The 15,922-nt window shown below is 68.6% G+C and carries 19 protein-coding genes; 10 read left to right on the top strand and 9 right to left on the bottom strand.

Annotated features, from left to right (window positions below):
* Nucleotides 1-156 precede the first annotated feature (156 nt).
* The 3 genes from ACFVV0_RS07180 to ACFVV0_RS07170 all read left to right on the top strand — a co-directional run bounded on the left by ACFVV0_RS07180 (nt 157) and on the right by ACFVV0_RS07170 (nt 3,385).
* On the top strand, nt 157-582 hold the full coding sequence (locus tag ACFVV0_RS07180; protein WP_387060345.1) for an RbsD/FucU domain-containing protein: 426 nt from the start codon (nt 157-159) through the stop codon (nt 580-582).
* 104 nt (nt 583-686) lie between these two features.
* On the top strand, nt 687-1,031 hold the full coding sequence (locus ACFVV0_RS07175; RefSeq protein ID WP_387060341.1) for a DUF6804 family protein: 345 nt from the start codon (nt 687-689) through the stop codon (nt 1,029-1,031).
* A 194-nt stretch (nt 1,032-1,225) separates the two neighbouring features.
* Nucleotides 1,226-3,385, top strand: coding sequence for a DEAD/DEAH box helicase (locus ACFVV0_RS07170; RefSeq protein WP_387060338.1), 2,160 nt, complete (start codon nt 1,226-1,228; stop codon nt 3,383-3,385).
* 58 nt (nt 3,386-3,443) lie between these two features.
* On the opposite strand, the gene ACFVV0_RS07165 is transcribed toward ACFVV0_RS07170, so the two are convergent.
* Both ACFVV0_RS07165 and ACFVV0_RS07160 read right to left on the bottom strand, forming a co-directional pair.
* Complete coding sequence (locus ACFVV0_RS07165; protein ID WP_387060335.1) at nt 3,444-3,647, bottom strand: hypothetical protein; 204 nt, start codon at nt 3,645-3,647, stop codon at nt 3,444-3,446.
* Between the two features lie 27 nt (nt 3,648-3,674).
* Complete coding sequence (locus ACFVV0_RS07160; protein WP_387060332.1) at nt 3,675-4,067, bottom strand: DUF3224 domain-containing protein; 393 nt, start codon at nt 4,065-4,067, stop codon at nt 3,675-3,677.
* A gap of 76 nt (nt 4,068-4,143) precedes the next feature.
* Here ACFVV0_RS07160 and ACFVV0_RS07155 point away from each other — a divergent pair, with 76 nt between their 5' ends.
* The 5 genes from ACFVV0_RS07155 to ACFVV0_RS07135 all read left to right on the top strand — a co-directional run bounded on the left by ACFVV0_RS07155 (nt 4,144) and on the right by ACFVV0_RS07135 (nt 7,762).
* Complete coding sequence (locus ACFVV0_RS07155; protein WP_387060329.1) at nt 4,144-4,752, top strand: CYTH domain-containing protein; 609 nt, start codon at nt 4,144-4,146, stop codon at nt 4,750-4,752.
* A 102-nt stretch (nt 4,753-4,854) separates the two neighbouring features.
* Complete coding sequence (locus ACFVV0_RS07150; protein WP_387060326.1) at nt 4,855-5,883, top strand: 6-phosphofructokinase; 1,029 nt, start codon at nt 4,855-4,857, stop codon at nt 5,881-5,883.
* A 42-nt stretch (nt 5,884-5,925) separates the two neighbouring features.
* A complete protein-coding gene (locus ACFVV0_RS07145; RefSeq protein ID WP_387060323.1) occupies nt 5,926-6,852 on the top strand; it encodes an NADP-dependent oxidoreductase in 927 nt (308 codons plus the stop codon).
* Between the two features lie 77 nt (nt 6,853-6,929).
* On the top strand, nt 6,930-7,358 hold the full coding sequence (locus ACFVV0_RS07140) for a DUF1761 domain-containing protein (RefSeq protein WP_387060321.1): 429 nt from the start codon (nt 6,930-6,932) through the stop codon (nt 7,356-7,358).
* Entirely contained in the window at nt 7,355-7,762 is a 408-nt protein-coding gene (locus ACFVV0_RS07135) for a hypothetical protein (RefSeq protein WP_387061755.1), read from the top strand. The genes ACFVV0_RS07140 and ACFVV0_RS07135 overlap by 4 nt, the downstream gene beginning before the upstream one ends.
* Before the next feature lie 25 nt (nt 7,763-7,787).
* Here the strand turns inward: ACFVV0_RS07135 and ACFVV0_RS07130 are convergent, their stop codons facing one another.
* Entirely contained in the window at nt 7,788-9,071 is a 1,284-nt protein-coding gene (locus ACFVV0_RS07130) for an alpha-hydroxy-acid oxidizing protein (RefSeq protein ID WP_387060318.1), read from the bottom strand.
* Between the two features lie 49 nt (nt 9,072-9,120).
* Here ACFVV0_RS07130 and ACFVV0_RS07125 point away from each other — a divergent pair, with 49 nt between their 5' ends.
* A complete protein-coding gene (locus tag ACFVV0_RS07125) occupies nt 9,121-9,540 on the top strand; it encodes a DUF1622 domain-containing protein (RefSeq protein WP_387060315.1) in 420 nt (139 codons plus the stop codon).
* 28 nt (nt 9,541-9,568) lie between these two features.
* On the opposite strand, the gene ACFVV0_RS07120 is transcribed toward ACFVV0_RS07125, so the two are convergent.
* Entirely contained in the window at nt 9,569-9,964 is a 396-nt protein-coding gene (locus tag ACFVV0_RS07120) for a DUF5997 family protein (RefSeq protein WP_387060313.1), read from the bottom strand.
* Between the two features lie 42 nt (nt 9,965-10,006).
* Here ACFVV0_RS07120 and ACFVV0_RS07115 point away from each other — a divergent pair, with 42 nt between their 5' ends.
* Nucleotides 10,007-10,699: a LysR family transcriptional regulator substrate-binding protein gene (locus tag ACFVV0_RS07115; protein ID WP_387060310.1), complete on the top strand. Its 693-nt coding sequence runs from the start codon at nt 10,007-10,009 to the stop codon at nt 10,697-10,699.
* On the opposite strand, the gene ACFVV0_RS07110 is transcribed toward ACFVV0_RS07115, so the two are convergent.
* The 5 genes from ACFVV0_RS07110 to ACFVV0_RS07090 are packed head-to-tail and all read right to left on the bottom strand — an operon-like array spanning nt 10,668 to nt 15,890.
* Complete coding sequence (locus ACFVV0_RS07110) at nt 10,668-12,665, bottom strand: amino acid transporter (protein ID WP_387060307.1); 1,998 nt, start codon at nt 12,663-12,665, stop codon at nt 10,668-10,670. The genes ACFVV0_RS07115 and ACFVV0_RS07110 overlap by 32 nt on opposite strands.
* Nucleotides 12,666-12,713: 48 nt before the next feature.
* Nucleotides 12,714-14,207, bottom strand: a complete 1,494-nt coding sequence (locus ACFVV0_RS07105; protein WP_387060304.1) for an SDR family NAD(P)-dependent oxidoreductase — start codon at nt 14,205-14,207, stop codon at nt 12,714-12,716.
* Nucleotides 14,208-14,239: 32 nt separating this feature from the next.
* On the bottom strand, nt 14,240-14,563 hold the full coding sequence (locus ACFVV0_RS07100) for a DUF6510 family protein (RefSeq protein ID WP_387060301.1): 324 nt from the start codon (nt 14,561-14,563) through the stop codon (nt 14,240-14,242).
* Nucleotides 14,560-15,300, bottom strand: a complete 741-nt coding sequence (locus ACFVV0_RS07095; protein ID WP_387060297.1) for a ferredoxin reductase — start codon at nt 15,298-15,300, stop codon at nt 14,560-14,562. Before ACFVV0_RS07095 ends, ACFVV0_RS07100 begins: the two co-directional genes overlap by 4 nt.
* A complete protein-coding gene (locus ACFVV0_RS07090) occupies nt 15,297-15,890 on the bottom strand; it encodes a sulfite oxidase-like oxidoreductase (RefSeq protein ID WP_387060294.1) in 594 nt (197 codons plus the stop codon). Before ACFVV0_RS07090 ends, ACFVV0_RS07095 begins: the two co-directional genes overlap by 4 nt.
* Between the last annotated feature and the right edge of the window lie 32 nt (nt 15,891-15,922).

The raw sequence follows: 15,922 nt of genomic DNA, 5'->3' as shown, positions 1-15,922 counted from the left end.
ATCGGCGTCATTACCAGACAAAACCCCCCGCATGAGGGCGGTTTCCCGGCGCGTCCAGGCGATCACCCCAGAATGGGGGGTGGGGGAGGACATACTGGTGGGTCTATCCTCCACCTAGGGGTTGAGAAATATTCGTTTTACAGGAAAGGCCCGACTTTGCTGAAGAACCTCAGCCCGCTGCTGTCGGGCGCGCTCTTGAGTGCGCTCGATTCCATGCACGATGGCGACATGCTTACCCTTGTCGGCAGCGGCTACCCAGTTGAAGAGATAGTTTCACCCGTCATCCATCTAGGAGAGGTGACCACAGAGGCCGCGGCGGACGCGATCCTCAGTGTGCTGCCCCTCGCCAACGATGACCCGGCGCCGATCAAGTTCCTCGATCTCGCCGAGTCGCCCTACGATGTCCCCGATGTGGCATTCGCCGTGAACGGTATCGCGTCCGATGCCGAACTCCGCCGTATCGCAATGTCACGTCTGGAGCTCGACGATTTCGTCGCGCTCGCCCGCCGATCCGTGGTCACGGTGCGCGTGGGGTCGGACGCCCCGCCGTGCGCGTTCCTCCTGCGGAAAGGATCCTGTTAGCCGTCCGCCACACAGCCGTGTCACCGCGCCCGTGAATGGTCCCACACGGGCGCGGTGGTGCAGTGGCAGGGCGTTCAGCGGGTGCTGACGTAGACTCGACTCTCGTGTCCCGCCCAGCCTCCCAGCAGCCCGCGTTCAACCGCACGGCCCTTGCGCCCGGCATCCTCGGAGCGATCGTGCTCATCGCGGGCCTGGCTCTCGTCGGGGGCGAGTGGTACCTGTACGTGCGATACGCCGTGAGCGTTCTCGCCCTGATCCTGTGCGTCTTCGCGGGGCAGGCGAAGCAGTGGTGGTGGCTCGCCGGGCTCATCCCGATCGCGGTCATCTGGAACCCCGTCTGGCCGATCTCGATGGACGATCTGCTCTTCCGCGGGTTGCACATCGCCGGCGCTGTGCTGTTCATCGCGGTCGCCGTCAACGTGAAGGTTCCGACCGAGCAACGCCGGTAACACCGAAGTGTGGCCTCCGGGCCGGATCGTCGCGTAAACTGTCGGTGTGCCACGTTCTGTGGTGCGTACGTCGGCGTTCGCATCCGGATTCTGCATCCGGCCGCCGCGTCGAACTTCTCACGTCTACCGGCGTCCCGCCCCTTCCGGCAGCGGCGCACGCGGTCTCGGCGACCGCCCTCTCCCACTGGAGGACCATGTCTCGTTCCGGTCAGCGCACGTCTTCGACGCGCCCGCAGCAGCAGCGGCGCGCGCGCCACGCGAACAACGACGGGCTGATCCCCGTGCTCGCCCGCAAGGTGCGCGAAGTGGAGGCGAAGGCCGCGGACGGCAAGAAGCTCGGCCCCACCAACCGCACCAAGTTCCAGGTCATCGCGTTCCTCATGCGCGAGGAACGGGCACGGGCCAAGGCCGACACCGAGTTGAGCGACGCCGCCCGCGCTGAGCAGCTCAAGCGCCTCGACGGGATCGCGACCATCCTCGCCAAGACGGCCGCGCGCGACACCTCGCTGATCTCTTTGCTCGAGAGCGAGGCTCCGCCCACCGCGACGGCGCAGAAGATGCGACGCGACTGGCTCCTCGAATCCGGCACCGAACTGAGCCCGGACGATCTGATCATCACGATGGAGCGGCCGCCGGCCAAGCAGGAGAGCATGATCCCTGCCGAACTCGCCGAGAAGCAGGTCATCCCGCAGTCGGTTCGTGCCCGCCAGCTCTCCAACCCCTTCCTCGCCCCCGACTTCTCGAAGGCGGCCGCGGCGACACCGGCGCCGCGGCGGCGACTCGACTCGTGGGAGCTGCTCGGCCCTCTCTTCAAGTCGTTCGAGTACGGCGCGGGCGGACAGGCGGCCAGCATGGACCTGCCGCCGGCCCCGGCCATCGACCGGTATTCCCCTCCCGGCATGGAACTCATGCACCACCAGGCACGCTTCATCGAGAGCGCGCGACTCGGTCACCGGAGCTTTCTGCTCGCCGACGAGCCGGGCCTCGGAAAGACCGCGCAGTCGCTGCTCGCCGCGTCGGTCGCGGGGGCGTACCCGCTGCTTGCCGTCGTGCCCAACGTGGTCAAGATGAACTGGGCACGCGAGGTCGAGCTCTGGACTCCGCACCGCCGCGCGACGGTCATCCACGGCGACGGTGAGGGGCTGGATGCGTTCGCCGACGTCGTCATCGTCAACTACGAGGTGCTCGACCGGCACCTGGCCTGGCTGAGCACTCTCGGCTTCAAGGGCATGGTCGTCGACGAGGCGCACTTCATCAAGAACCTGCACTCGCAGCGTTCCAAGTACGTTCTCGGTCTCGCCGACGCGATCCGCGCATCCGGAGACCCGCTGCTGATCGCGCTCACCGGAACCCCGCTGATCAACGACATCGACGACTTCAAGGCGATCTGGCAGTTCCTCGGCTGGATCGACGGCAACAAGCCGACCCCCGAACTGATGCAGCGCCTCGAGGAGACCGAGCTGACCCCGGCCGACTTCGGCTTCTACAGTGCGGCGCGCGAATCCGTCATCGACATGGGCATCGTTCGCCGCCGCAAGCTCGACGTCGCCGCCGACCTGCCCAGCCGCCGGGTGGTCGACCTGCCGGTCGAGCTCGACGACGACCTCGGCCGCTCGGTGCGGCAGGCCGAGAAGGAGCTCGCCGCGCGTCTGGTCGCGAAGTTCCGACGCGCGTCGGCTGCCGGCCGGCCCGACAGCTTCGACGGCGACGATGAGGCGCACCGCAGGCACCTCATCCGTCTCGTCGCCCAGTCCGAGCTCGAGGAGTCGAAGTCGGCCAAGTCGGGCGACAACGTCTTCACGATGGTGCGCAAGATCGGCCAGGCGAAGGCGAACCTCGCCTCCGACTACGCCGCACAGCTCGCGCGCTCGGTGGGCAAGGTCGTGTTCTTCGCCAAGCACATCGACGTGATGGATGCTGCCGAAGACCACTTCGCCGCTCGCGACCTGAAGACGGTGTCGATCCGCGGAGATCAGAGCGCGCTGGCGCGTCAGAAGGAGATCGACGCGTTCAATAACGACCCGGAGGTGTCGGTGGCGGTGTGCTCGCTCACCGCGGCAGGCGTCGGCCTCAACCTGCAGGCCGCGTCGAACGTCGTGCTCGCCGAGCTCTCGTGGACCGCCGCCGAGCAGACGCAGGCGATCGACCGCGTGCACCGCATCGGCCAGGAGGAGCCGGTCACCGCGTGGCGGATCATCGCCGCGCAGACGATCGACTCCAAGATCGCGGAGCTCATCGACGCCAAGCAGGGTCTCGCCGCGCGTGCGCTCGACGGGTCGGACGTCGAGCCCGGCTCGGCCGACTCGGTGCAGCTGGACGCGCTCATCCACCTGCTCACCGAAGCGCTCGACTGATCCCGGCCGGTCGGCGGGCTCAGATCAGCCGGGCGAGACGGTCGGTCGACCGTCGCCGTCAGGAGATCTCGGCGTCGTCGGGATCGAGGGGAACGGGCCGGTCCTCGTCGGGCACGGGATCGTCTTCGTAGAGCTCGTCCAGGTTCACCGGGAAGTCGTCCTCGTCGTGGATCTGCGCCGCCGGCTCGTAGTCGGCGGCCTTCGCCTCGACGAAGGCGTCCAGGTCTTCGTCGCCATCGCGACGGGGGTCGCTCTCGCTCATGCTGCGAGGGTACGCCGGGCTCGCCGGTCAGGCCAGGGTGAAGACGAAATACGCTCCGCGGTCGTCGTGCAGGATGCGCGCCGGCCCGGCGAATTCCGCGAAGTCTCCGGTGCCGGTACCGGGGATGATGTAGCCGAACGCCGAGTCGTCGCTCGGATGCTGCAGGGCGCCGTGATGCACCGTGAACGACCCGCTTCGCCCGTCGCCGAGGGTTCCGGTGATCCGTTCGGCGGCCAGGTACCCGCGGCTCTCCTCGGTGCCGGAGGAGATGAAGTGGGCGACGGACTCTCCGGTCAGGCCCTCGGTGTACATCTTGCGCATGACGACGGCGCCGACCCAGTCGCCGTCGAGGCCGGCGAGGTCTGCCGGATCCCAGCCGGTCACGTCGAAGCGGGCGGTGATGGTCTCGGTCTCGGTCATTCTCCGACGATACGACCGCATAACGATCCGGTCTTGCAATTTCGCGACAGAGCCGCTTCTGCACTAAACAAGGGGGATGCACTCCCAGATCGAAATCGAACGAAAGTACGACGTCGATGACACCGCCGTCCCGCCGCGACTGATCGGAGCGGGGGCCGTCGCACTCGAGAGCGAGCCGTCGACGGACGAGCTCGTCGCACTCTACGTCGACACGGCTGATCTGGCCCTGGCGCAGCAGAAGGTCGCCGTTCGCATCAGGCGCGGCGGCTCGGACGAGGGCTGGCACGTCAAGTTGCCCGGCGACGAGGGTCGCATCGAACTCCACTGGCCGCTCGGCGAGGGCGACGAGCCCCCGGCCGAGCTGCTCGAGACGCTCCGCGAACGGGTGGGGGATGCGCACCTGCAGCCGATCGCCCGGGTCACCAATCGCCGCATCACGACCATCCTGCAAGACGCGGCAGGTTTCGCCGTTGCCGAGCTGTGCGACGATCATGTCGAGGCCGAGAACCTGCGCTCGGGCGGCACCAGCTCGTGGCGCGAGTGGGAGGTCGAGCTGCTCGGCGGCGCGCCCGACACCCGCCAGGCGCGCACCGCGCTGCTCGACGAGATCGAGCGTCGGCTCCTCGACGTCGGAGCCGAGGTCTCCGCGAGTTCGTCCAAACTGGCTCGCACACTCGGTCTCTGAGACGCGGGCTTCACGCGCGGCGACCGGGCGAGCGGCCGCTTTTGTGCTGCGGGCGAGCGTCAGGCATGATTCACACGTAGGAAAAACATCCCAGGGAGCAGTATGAAAATCGGCATTCTCACCAGCGGCGGCGACTGCCCGGGACTGAACGCGGTGATCCGTGGCGCTGTCCTCAAGGGCGATCGTGTGTTCGACTCTGAGTTCGCCGGTTTCCGCTACGGCTGGCGCGGCGTCGTCGACGGCGACATCATGCCGCTCGACCGGCACAGCGTGCGCGGTCTCTCCCGCCAGGGAGGCACCATTCTCGGCTCCAGCCGTACGAACCCGTTCGAGGGCGACAAGGGCGGGCCCGAGAACATCCAGCGAATGATGGACGAGAACGGGATCGACGCGATCATCGCGATCGGCGGCGAGGGGACACTCACCGCGGCACGGCGCCTCACCGACGCCGGCATCAAGATCGTCGGCGTTCCCAAGACCATCGACAACGACCTCGCGGCCACCGACTATTCATTCGGCTTCGACACCGCCGTCGAGATCGCGACCGAGGCCATCGACCGGCTGCGCACGACCGCCGAGTCGCACCAGCGCTGCATGGTCGTCGAGGTCATGGGCCGGAACGTCGGCTGGATCGCGCTGCACTCCGGGATGGCGGGGGGCGCACACGCCATCCTCATCCCCGAGCAGCCGCAGTCGATCGAGCAGGTCGTCGAGTGGGTCGAGTCGGTGCGGACCCGCGGCCGGGCCCCGGTTCTCGTCGTCTCCGAAGGCTTCCACCTGGACACGATGGAGGAGGCGCACTCCCACAAGGGACTCGACGCCTTCAACCGCCCCCGCCTCGGCGGAATCGGCGAGATGCTCGCCCCGATGATCGAGGAGCGCACCGGCATCGAGTCGCGCGCGACCGTTCTGGGTCACATGCAGCGCGGCGGCGTTCCGAGCGCCTTCGACCGGGTGCTCGCGACACGCCTCGGCATGGCCGCGATCGACGCCGTCTACGAGGGGCGCTGGGGCTCGATGGTGTCGCTGCGCGGCACCGATGTCGTCAACGTCTCGATCGCCGACGCGACCGGCGGCCTCAAGACGGTGCCGCAGGCCCGCTACGACGAAGCCGCTCTGCTGTTCGGCTGAGTCCCGAGGACTAAGCTCTCCGCACAGGCGGAAGGAGCTGATGTGCCCAGGTTCGTTCAGTTCGACGAGTTCGGTTCGCGCGAATATCTGAAGCTCGTGCACAAGGAACGGCCGTGGCCGGGACCCGGCCAGTTGCTGGTGCGCGTGATGGCGGCCGGTCTCAACCTGTTCGACTGCAAGGTGTACCGGGATGAGCGCGTCGCCGGGATGCTCGGGGTGACGCTTCCGAGCGGCATCGGCCACGACTTCTCGGGTTTCGTCGAGGGGATCGGCGAGGGTGTGACGAAGTTCCAGGTCGGTGATGCGGTGTTCGGCACGGCACCCTTCTCGTCTCTCGCCGACTTCACGATCGTCGCGGAGGACGGACAGGTCGTCGTGAAGCCGGCTCCGCTGACGTTCGAGGTCGCCGGCGCTCTGGCGACGGTCGGGCGCACGGCGATGGCGACCGTCGCATCCCTTCACCTGCGTGAGCACGACACGGTGCTCGTCAGTGCCGCGGCCGGAGGGGTCGGGGTGCTCGCCGCACAGTTGGCCGTGCGGGCGGGCGCCGAGGTGATCGGCACGGCGAGCGAAGCGAACCACGAGTATCTGGGCGGCCTCGGCGTGATCGGGGTCGAGTACGGCGACAGGCTGGTCGACAACGTGCTGGAGGTGCTGGACGACGGCGACCGGATCACCGCGGTGCTCGACAATCACGGCCCGGAGACGATCGATGCGGCACTCGAGCTCGGTGTTCCACCGGAGCGCATCAACACGATCGCGGCGTACGGGCCGGAGGCCCGCGGGGCCGCCACAGTCGGCGGATCGAGCGGGACGAACGAGGATCTCGTGGCGCTCGCGCAGCTGCTGGTCGAGAACGAACTGGTGCTGCCGCTCGACTCGATCTACCCCATCGAGCGGGTCGCGGAGGCGTACGAGCGCCTCGAGGTCGGGCACGTACGGGGCAAGATCGTGATGGTCACGGAGTGACGCTGCGCGCGCTCGCGTCGCGCGACGGCCTCCGACCAGCGGGCCGCTAGACTCCGAGCACGACAGAGGAGGACATCGTGGTTCCTGCCATCAACTACTGGGCGGTGCTGATCGCCACCGCATCCAGCATGGTCATCGGCTCGATCTGGTACGCGCGGGGAGTGTTCGGCAAGTACTGGATGAAGGCCGTCGGCCACGACGAGGAGTCGATGAGGCAGGGGGCGGTCTTCCCCATCATCATCACCGTCGTCGTCAGCTTCATCACCGCCTGGGTGCTCGCGGGCGCCACGGACATCGCGTTCAACTTCTACGGCGGCTCGTTCTTCTGGAACGCGCTCCTGACGGGTGTCATCCTCTGGGCGGGTTTCACGGCGGCACGGATGATCACGCACGATGCCTTCGACCGGCGGCCGAGCGGGCTCACCATCCTGAACCTGGCCCACGAACTCGTGACGATCGTCGTGATGGCGATCATCATCGGCGTGTGGCCGCCGGCCGGCGCATGATCAGCGACGACCTGGCCCGGGAGCTCCGCACGGCGGGGTTGCGCTGGCAGCCCGGAGCCGGAGACACGTTCGCGATCGACCGTGCCGAGCTCGCCGGCGACCGGTTCACCGTGAGCGACATGACCATCGAGCCGCACGAGTTCGACACGGGAACGATCCTCGGCTTCAACGGCACCACGGAGTGGGCGCTCGATTCGCTCGCGGTCGAGGACGCCCTCTGGATCCCGAGGGAGGATCAGCTGCGCGAGCTCCTCGGCGCCTCCTTCCGTCACCTCGCGCGAACGGCCGACGGCTACCGCGTGAGCATCGTGCTCACCGGCGAGGAGCGGATGTTCGAGGACGAAGACGCCGCGACGGCCTACGGGCAGGCGCTCCTCTCGCTGATCGGCGCGTCCGTCCCCTAGGACGGCTCCCCAGCGCGCAGTGGCGTCACCGCGGAGCGAGGACGTCCATCCCGAGGTCGGCGACGCTTCGCGCGCCGGCCAGACCGAGCGTGATGTCCAACTCGGCCACCGTGTTCCGCAGCAGTTCGCGCACGCCCGCTTCGCCGGCGACCGCGAGCGCGTAGACGTATGGCCGGCCGATGGCGACGGCGCTGGCGCCCAGGGCCAGCGCGATCACCGCATCCGCTCCACTGCGGACACCGCTGTCGAAGAGCACCGGAACGCGTCCGGCCACGCGGTCGACGATCGCGGGCAGCGCGTCGAGGCTGCCGATCTCCGCGTCGAGCTGTCGGCCGCCGTGGGTGGAGACCTGAACGGCATCCGCCCCTGCGTCGATGGCACGGTCGGCGTCGTCGGGGTGCAGGATGCCCTTCAGCACGATGGGCAGACGAGTGCGCTCGCGCAGGAAATCCAGGTTGTCCCAGGTGAGGGCGGGGTTCGCGAAGACGTCGAGGAAGGTCTCGATGGCCGCAAGCGGCTCGCTCGAACGCAGGTTGCCGAGCATCGTTCCGGGGTGGTGTCGCACGATGCTGACGAGGGATGCGATGGTGGCGGGCGTCACCGGCGTTCGGCCGCGGCGGTAGCCGGCTGCTAGGCGCTCGTGCACCAGGCGGCGGAAGACCGGATCGCTCGTGTACTGGGCGATTCCCCGGCCCCGGCTGAACGGCAGGTAGCCGAGATCGAGGTCACGCGGTCGCCAGCCGAGTACATGGGTGTCGAGCGTGACGACGATCGCCTCGCATCCGGATGCCTCGGCACGATCGATGAAGCTGGCCACGAGCTCCTCGGACGAGCTCCAGTAGAGCTGGAACCAGCGGCTCGCGCCCGGGCGCACGGTGTCCATCGCAGCGGAGACCTCCTCCATCGGCGTCGACGCCTGGTTGGAGAGCACAGCGGGGATGTCGAGTGCCGCGGCCGCGCGCGCTGCGGCCGAGTCGGCATCCGGATGCGCGAGATCGAGCACGCCGATCGGTGCGAGCAGCAGCGGAGTGGCCCTGCGCCTGCCGAAGAGGTCGATGCCGAGGTCGCGCTCGGAGACGTCGCGGAGGACGCGCGGCAGGATGCGGTGGCGACGGAACGCCGCGACGTTCGCCGCGTCCGTGCGCTCCAGGCCCGCGGAGCCCGCGACGTAGGCGAAGGCAGCGCGGGACATCGCGCGCCGGGCCGCGCGCTCGAGGTCCGGGAACGCGGTCGGGATGCGCGGCTTCCGGCCGGAGACGCCGGCACGGTAGATCTCCGACTGTGTGTCGCGTCCGGCGCTGGAGGGCATGCTGCTCATTCTGCACCGCCGGGCTCCCGGGGTGTGGGAGCATGATGCCATGTTCGGTCAGACGTTCTTCGAGACCATCTCGCTCGCGTTCGAGGTCGTCGGGGTGTCGGCGATGGCCATCGGGTTCGTCGTCGCGATCGGCATCGCCGTGCGCTCCTGGATCCGCACCCGCAGCGGAGCGACCGCGTTCCGCACATTGCGGGAGAGTTTCGGCGGGGTGATCCTGCTCGGACTCGAGGTGCTGGTCGCGGCCGACCTCGTCAAGACGGTGACCTCGGCCCCGTCGCTGACGGATGCTCTGGTGCTGGCTCTGATCGTGCTCATCCGCACGGTGCTCAGCTTCTCGCTGCAGATCGAGATCGACGGGGTCGCGCCGTGGCGCCGGGCATTGGTCACCGGGCCCGAGGTGCTCGCCCGGGCGGCCGCCGGCGCCGGCGAGGCGTCGCCCCGCGCATCCGGAACCCCCTGAGGCAGCGACGACAAGTGGGCGCGTGCCGCTAGCGCTGGGCGCGGGCGGCGCGTTCGGCGTTGCGGGCCTTGACGCGGGCGTTCTCGGCGTGCACCTCGGCCTGGGTGGCTCGCTCGGTGACGAGCCAGGCGGGCGGCGCCACGAGCAGCTCTTTGATCTGGGCGGTGGTCAGGGCCTCGTCGATGCCGGAACGGGCGAGGCCGCTGATCGAGATGCCGAGTTTCTGGGCGACGACCTCGCGGGGATGCGGGCCGTCGGCGCGCAGAGCGGCGAGCCACTCCGGCGGCTGGGCGGTCAGCTCGGCGAGCTCAGTACGGCTGATCTCGCGGTCGCGGAACTCCGCGGGCGCCGCCGGGAGGTAGATCCCGAGCTTCTTGGCCGCAGTGGCCGCTTTCATCGTCTGGGGTTTCTTCTCCGGGCTCATGGGTCCAGGGTATCGTCCGGCGGGGCCGGTACCCTTACGAGCATGGCGTCACCCTTCACGATCGCGTTCCCGCTCGGCGTCACGATCGGAAAATGGACCCGGGTGTTCGAACAGCGGCACCCGGATGTGGAGCTCCGGGTCGTGCGCATGGAGCTCGCCGACCAGCGCACCACCCTCGACGGCGCGGCGGACATGGCGTTCGTGCGCGAGCCGCTCGACACGGACGGGCTGCACGTCATTCCGCTGTACGAGGAGAACATCGTCGTGGTCATGCACCACGAGCACCTGCTCACCCTCGAGAAGGACCTGCATCTGGCCGACCTCGCCGACGAGACCCTCCTCGAAGGCGCCGACGCCGAAGCGGTGATCCGGCGGGTCGCGGCGGGTGAGGGGATCGCCGTGTTCCCGCAGTCCATCGCCAAGGCGTTCCGGCGCAAGGATGTCACGGCGATGAAGCTCGAGGACGCGGAGCCCAGCAGGGTCGCGCTGGCCTGGTCGCGTGGAGCGCAGCATCCGCTCGTCGACGAGTTCATCGGGATCGTGCGCGGACGCTCGGCCCACAGCTCACGCAATCCCGAGGTCGCGGCGGGAGAGGCCGCCAAGCGCCAGGAGGCCGAGCGCAAGAAGGCCGAGCGTCAGAAGGCCAAGCGTCAGGCGTCGGCGCGAGAAGCGGCGGCGAAGCGCAAGAAGCAGGGCGGTCAGATCAGGAAACGTGCACGGCGGGGCGGCGCTTGACGTCCTTCTCGGCTTCGCGGAGCACCTCACGGGTCACCGGCGCCACCTCGCCGACGCCCGTGATCAGGAAGCGGAACATGTTCGAGATCGGGTTGCCCTCGGTCCACTCGAAGTAGATCGACGGTACGACCCCGGTCACGTCGCGGATCTCCAGCAGCACGGCTGCGATCGTGTTGGGCACGTTGCCGCTCCTGACCTCCAGCACCCGGTAGCCGTGTTTGACGACGCCCCGCACCACCAGGTCCTCCTCGAAATCGGACGAGTCCGACGGGTACACCTCGAGGAAGATCGTGCGGGCGCGCTGAGGGATGTGGCTGAACTTGCGCTCGTCCTTGTTCTTCTGCGCGTACTCCTTGTCGGTGTCGACGTCGGGTTCGTGCGAGATGATGCGGATCTCGGCCTCCTCGGCGTCTTCGAGGACGAAGTCGAGCGCGGTGACGTCGAGGGTCACGGAGGTCGCCCGCAGCTGGAAGGAGCGGCCGATGCGGGAGACGATCGAGATGACCAGGATCCCGATGATGAACAGGCTGGCGATGCGCAGACCGTCCGGCCGTTCGATGATGTTGACGATGGTGGTGTAGACGAAGATCGCCGTGATGACGGCGAAGGCCCACATCCGCTTCGTCTGCCGTTTGCGGCGGGATGACAGGGTGACGGCCACGGAGGCGGATGTGATCAGCACCAGCACGCCGGTCGCGTACGCGCCGCCCTGCGCATCCACACTCGCCTCGAACACCAGCGTGATGATGAAAGCGATCGTGGTGAACACCAGCACGAGGGGCCGCACGGCTCTGGCCCATTGCGGCGCCATCCCGTAGCGCGGAAGGTAGCGCGGCACGAGGTTGAGCAGCCCGGCCATGGCCGACGCCCCGGCGAACCACAGGATGAGGATCGTGCTGATGTCGTAGACCGTGCCGAAGATGTTGCCGAGGTACTCGTGTGCGAGATACGCGAGGGCACGGCCGTTCGCCGCGCCGCCCGGCTCGAACTCCTGATGCGGGATGAGCAGGGTCGTCGTGAAACTGGAGGTGATCAGGAAGCCGCTCATGATCAGTGCGGCCGTGGTGAGCAGCCGTCCCGCACCACGGATGCGCCCCTTCGGGTAGTCGGGGTCGTCGTCCGGCGCGCCCTTGATCTGCGGCATGACCGCGACACCCGTCTCGAAGCCGGAGAGGCCGAGCGCGAGCTTGGGGAAGACGAGCAGGGCCAACCCGATGACCAGGGCGGGACTGCCGTGCTGGGTGTTGAGAGCGACCCACCAATCGTCGATGGCGGTCGGATGCTCGAACACCTGCACGATCGTCGTCGCGATCACGACCAGGTTGAGCGCGAGGTAGACGGCCACGAGCACGACGGCGATGCCGATCGCCTCGCGGAAGCCCTTGAGGAACACGGCGGCCAGGAGGGCGAGGAGCACCAGGGTGATGCCGACCTGGTTGCCCTGGAACCAGCTGGGTGCGTACGGGTTCTCGATCGCATGGGCCGAGGCGTCCGCCGCCGAGAGCGTGATCGTGATCATGAAGTCGGTCGCCGCGAATCCGAGCAGCACCAGCACGAACAGCTTGCCCGCCCACCACGGCAGCAGGCGCTCGAGCATGGCGATGGACCCCGACCCCCGGAAGCTCTCGCGGGCCACCCGGCGGTACACCGGAAGAGCGCCGAGCAGGGTCAGAGCGACGAGCACCAGCGTGGCGAACGGCGACACGACCCCGGCGGCGAGGGCCGCGATGGCGGGCTGGTAGCCGAGCGTGGAGAAGTAGTCGACACCGGTGAGGCACATCACCTGCCACCAGCTGTGGGTGCGCTGCGGGTTGCGTGCGTGCGGACCCTGATGGTCGCCGCGCTCATCGATGAGGCCCGAGAGCAGCCAGTGCCGCAGCCGACCGCCCTTCGCCGGTCGGGGAACCTGGTGAGCCTGACCCGGTTCCGTGCGTTCGGGCGCCTGCTCGGCAGGAGTGCTGGACATCGGGATCCTTCGTCTACCGGCTGCTACTACTGAGGATCACAGTACCCGTCACCACGTGGAGACGCGGTAGTCCTTGAGAAACACACCGTGCAGCTCTTCGCCGGCCTCGCCACGCACGATCGGGTCGTACACACGCGCCGCACCGTCGACCAGGTCGAGCGGGGCGTGGAAGCCCTCTTCGGCGAGTCGCACCTTCGTGTAGTGCGGCCGCTCGTCGGTGATCCAGCCGGTGTCGACACTGGTCATCAGGATGCCGTCGGTCTCGAACATCTCACGGGCGCTCGTGCGCGTGAGCATGTTGAGAGCGGCCTTCGCCATGTTGGTGTGCGGATGCCCCGGGCCCTTGTACTGCCGGCCGAACACACCCTCCATCGCGGAGACGTTCACGACGTAGGCCCGCCCGTCGGTCGCGGCCATGGAGGCGCGCAGACGGCTGATCAGCAGGAACGGAGCTGTGGTGTTGCAGAGCTGCACTTCCAGCATCTCCAGCGGGTCCACATCCTGAACGGCCTGGGTCCAGCTGTTGACCCGGTTAACGTCGGGCACCAGGCCGCCGGCGTCGATGGCGGTTCCGTCGGCGTGCTTGGCGAGCGAGGACGAGCCGGGCGCCATTGCGAGCCCGGCCAGCTCGTCCGCGGTCACGGCGACCGGATGCGCGAGGGCGCCGACGGTTCCGGCAAGACTCGCGACCGAGAGCAGCGGATGCGCGGCCACCGACGCCTCCAGGGCGTGCGGATGCGGGTCGTTGGTGTGCCCGAACGTCTCCATCTCGGGCAGCGGACCGTCGGGCAGCGGTTGCGATTCGGCCTCGGCGAGCAGCGAGTACGCACCGGGGGAGCGGCGCACGGTCTGCGCGGCGTTGTTGATGAGGATGTCGAGGGGGCCCTGGGCGGCGACGGACTCGGCCAGCGCGACGACCTGGGCCGGGTCGCGGAGGTCGATGCCGACCACGCGGAGACGGTGCAACCACTCCGAGGAGTCGGGCAGCGAGGAGAAGCGGCGCACCGCGTCCCGCGGAAAGCGGGTCGTGATCGTCAGGTGCGCGCCGTCGCGCAGCAGGCGGAGGGCGATGTGCATGCCGATCTTGGCGCGGCCGCCGGTGAGCAGTGCGCGCTTGCCGGTGAGGTCGGTCCGGGCGTTGCGCTTCGCGTGGCTGAAGGCCGCGCAGTCCGGGCACAGCTGGTGGTAGAACGCGTCGACCTGCGTGTAGTGCTGCTTGCAGATGTAGCACGCGCGCGATTTGAGCAGTGTGCCCGCGGTGGCGCCGGTGACGCTGGCGCTGAGATCGACACCGCGGGTCTCGTCGTCGATGCGGTCGGGGGCGCCGGTGGCCGTCGCGGCGACGACGGCGCGGTCGTTCTCGGCGACCGCGTCGCGGATGGCCTTGCGCCGCGCCTGCTTGACCGACTTGAACATGTGCGCGGTCGCCCGGCGCACGGTGATGAAGTCAGGGTGCTCCTCGTCGAGCTCGTGAAGGGTCTCGAGCACCCGCAGCGCAGCGGCGAGATCGTCGGGATCGATGGAGGGGGTATCGGGAAGCACCGGAGAATTCTAGGCGAGGATGCTGGACGCTCCTACTCGCGAGCGCTCGAGTCCTCCGTCGGCTCGTCGTCCGGCTCGCTGCCGGGTCCGTTCTCGACCGCGAGCTGCAGCCAGACCATACCCTGCAGGTCGATCGAGACTCGCCCCGGCTGCTCCACCACCATCGCCAGCACGTCGCCGCACGAGGAGCAGCGCAGGACCATTCCGTGATCGTTCGGGTAGACGCGTGCCCGGGCCACCACGGTCATGTCTCCGCAGTGGGCGCACATACCGCGAGCGCTGGTCACGTCGACCGAGAAGATCTCGGAGAGGACTCCGGCGGCCACATTGCCGTCGAGGTAGTTCAGATCGTTCATGACACGCCTCCGACGCCGCCGTAGCGCTCGGTCTTGATGCGGTCGGGGTCGTACCCGGCGGCGACGAGCCAATCGGAGACCGACTCGACGAACGCGGTCGCCCCGCAGATGAAGAACATCGCAGAGGCCTCGGGGGGCAGGATGTGCTCCTTCAGCGCCTGCGCCGTCAAGCGGCCTGCGGGCACCGGCCAGCCCGCCGGCGCGACGCGAGTGTAGACGTAGGTGATCTCGAGGGGTGCCGCGGCATCCTTCTCGAGCCTGTCGAACTCGTGCTGGTAGTAGATCGTGCCGGGCATCCGCACCGAGTAGAGCAGCCGGAAGCCGACCGCACTCCCGGCGGCAGCGTGCGCGCGCACCATCGACGCCAGCGGGACCACTCCCGATCCGCCGGCGATCAGCTGCACGGGGCCGTCGTCGCCCGGCCGCCAGACGAACCAGCCGCCGACGGGTCCACGCACCTCGAGCTTGTCGCCGACGGCGAGGCCGCGCACGAGATACGGCGACACTTCGCCGTCAGCGAGCTCCTCGACGGTCAGTTCCAGCTCATCCCCGGGGAGGGCCGAGGCGATCGAGTACGAGCGCACCGCCTGGTAGCCGTCGGGCGCCGTGAGCCGGATGTCCACGTGCTGCCCGGCGACGTGCCCGTGCAACCCGGGGATGCGGATCCTGAGCGTTCGTGCGGTGGGCGTCTCGAATGCGGCTCCGACCAGCTCGCCGACCCGCCAGGCACTGCTCACCCGTAACGCTCTTCGAGCCAGGGGTCTCCGTACATGTGGTACCCGTTCTGCTCCCAGAACCCGGGAGAGTCGCGGCGCATCATTTCGAGTCCGCTCACCCATTTCGCGCTCTTCCAGAAGTAGAGGTGGGGGACGAGCAGCCGGGCCGGTCCACCGTGCTCCGGCGCGAGGTCGGAGCCGTCGAAGGTGTGCGCGACCCAGGCCTTGCCGCCCAGCAGGTCGGCCAGGGGCACGTTGGTCGTGTACCCGCCGAACGAGTGCGCCATCGTGTACTCGCAGTCGGTCTGGACGCCCTGGAAGAGAGTGTCGAGCGTCACGCCCCGCCAGGAGGTGCCGAGCTTCGACCAGCTCGTGACGCAGTGGATGTCGGTCGCGACATCGTCTTGCGGTAGAGCCATGAACTCGTCCCAGCTCCAGCGGTGCACCACGCCCTTCTCGGTCGTGATCGTGAACGCCCACTGGTCTTTCGGAACTCGAGGCGTCGGGCCCGCGGACAGCACGGGGAACCCGTCGGTCTGGTATTGGCCTGGTGGCAGGCGGGGATCCTCGGTGCGGCGACGGCCGAGGAAACCTGAGGAGATGATTCCCATACGCGGAGCCTATTCCGTAACCAGCCGGCGGT

This window comes from Leifsonia sp. NPDC058230, assembly GCF_042882245.1.
Taxonomy (GTDB): Bacteria; Actinomycetota; Actinomycetes; order Actinomycetales; family Microbacteriaceae; genus Leifsonia.
This window is presented reverse-complemented; position numbering and strand designations above follow the sequence as displayed.